Here is a 1,552-nt window from a genome sequence, read left to right on the forward strand (position 1 = left end):
ACCAGCCTGCATAAAGAGTGAACCTAATTGGAACGGTTTTACTTCAGTCATCAATCTCTGTCCGTTGATGTCTTTCTGATATGCTCTGTAAGCAATAGTCCCAATACCAGCATATCCGTGAAGTGCCCATCTGTAAGGGGAGTGGTTATCCACTCTTCTTAATAGATTAGAGAAGTTGATATCTCCTAAGATTGAAATTGCGTCATACTGAGTTCTTGCTCCAACGGCAGATGCGTCTGGTGCTGCATTTTTAGTATTGAACCATCCTTGTCTGGTTTCACCTTTATCGTACTGTAAATTGATTCCAAAAGCATGGGTGATGGCTTTATCAATACTTACATAAGCTGAATATCCAAAAAGGTTTTTACCGTTACCATTTTTGATTGAGGTCAAATCTGCAGATTGAAGAAGTGGGACACCCACCCCGGCAGAAATAGACCAATCATTAAATCTTTTAGATTTGTTAGTGAATGGGGAAACATTAGCAGATCCCGAAGAAAATGTATTAGGATATTCTCCTTTTGAAACTGCCGTTGAGTCTTGTGCATAAGAGGCAGAAGGAATTGCCAAAGCAAATGCAACAATTGCTAAACTTAATTTCATAGTGTTATTTTTTTAAGTTAAGTTATTTTAAATGATTTTTTACGTTAAAAAGCGATTTTGTGTTGATTTTTTTCAAAACAAACTTGCTGGTTTTTAATGTGTTTCATACCATTTGTCATGAAAATAATGATAAAGGTATGCAAAATAATTCGTAGTAGAAAAAAATAAACCGAAAAGAGCAATTCTTTCCGGATTATAGCATGTCTATGAATTATTTTTTCTTCTTAGCTGGAACTTTTTTTACAGCCTTTTTTACTGGAGCATCTTCATAGTCTTTCTTTTTGATAGAATCCCATTCTGATGTCTCAACAAATCTTACCGTAACTTTTCTGTCCGCCATTCTTTCAGCATCTGAAGCTGAGGCAGGGATCGTTGCTTCTGCAGAACCTACACCTCTTGATTTCAGTACATTTTCATTGATTCCTCTGCTTTCCAGAGCTCCTACAACAGCTGCAGCTCTTTCTTTAGATAATCTTAAATTATAAGCAGCACTTCCTTTAATGTCAGTATGTCCTGTTAATAGGTAGTTACCTCCATTTTCTTTAATGATAGAAGCTGCTAAATCTAATTTTTGGTTAGACTCTGGTCTGATAGTCGCTTTATTGAAATTGAAATAAATATCTTTTAAAGATCTTTCTACTTCTTTAGCTGTTTCGTTGTTATCTTTTTTTGCTACCGGACATCCGTTGTTTTCAACAGGTCCAGGAACTGTTACACACTTATCGTAAAGGTCAATTACTCCATCTAAATCTGTATCAAGAGCCACTCCGGCACCATCTACTCTTGCTCCGGCAGGAGTATCAAGCTGTCTGTCCCAATCGTCACATACCCCATCGTTATCAGCATCTCCTTTTTACATACTTCTATATCCTGGTTTTTATTAGCCAGTACATCAAGCTTGTAATAGATTTCCTGAAGTGGATCGTGCCACATTACGTGTGATTCGTGT

2 pseudogenes are annotated in these 1,552 nt (G+C 36.9%); both read right to left on the minus strand.

The window, feature by feature from the left end:
- A pseudogene (locus BOQ62_RS06770) lies at positions 1-603 on the minus strand (OmpA family protein); the annotation flags it as partial.
- A 211-nt stretch (positions 604-814) separates the two neighbouring features.
- Positions 815-1,552: pseudogene (locus tag BOQ62_RS06775) on the minus strand (OmpA family protein); the annotation flags it as partial.

The sequence above is a fragment of the Chryseobacterium sp. CH21 genome, from assembly GCF_004119445.1.
In the GTDB taxonomy this organism is placed as follows: Bacteria; Bacteroidota; Bacteroidia; order Flavobacteriales; family Weeksellaceae; genus Chryseobacterium.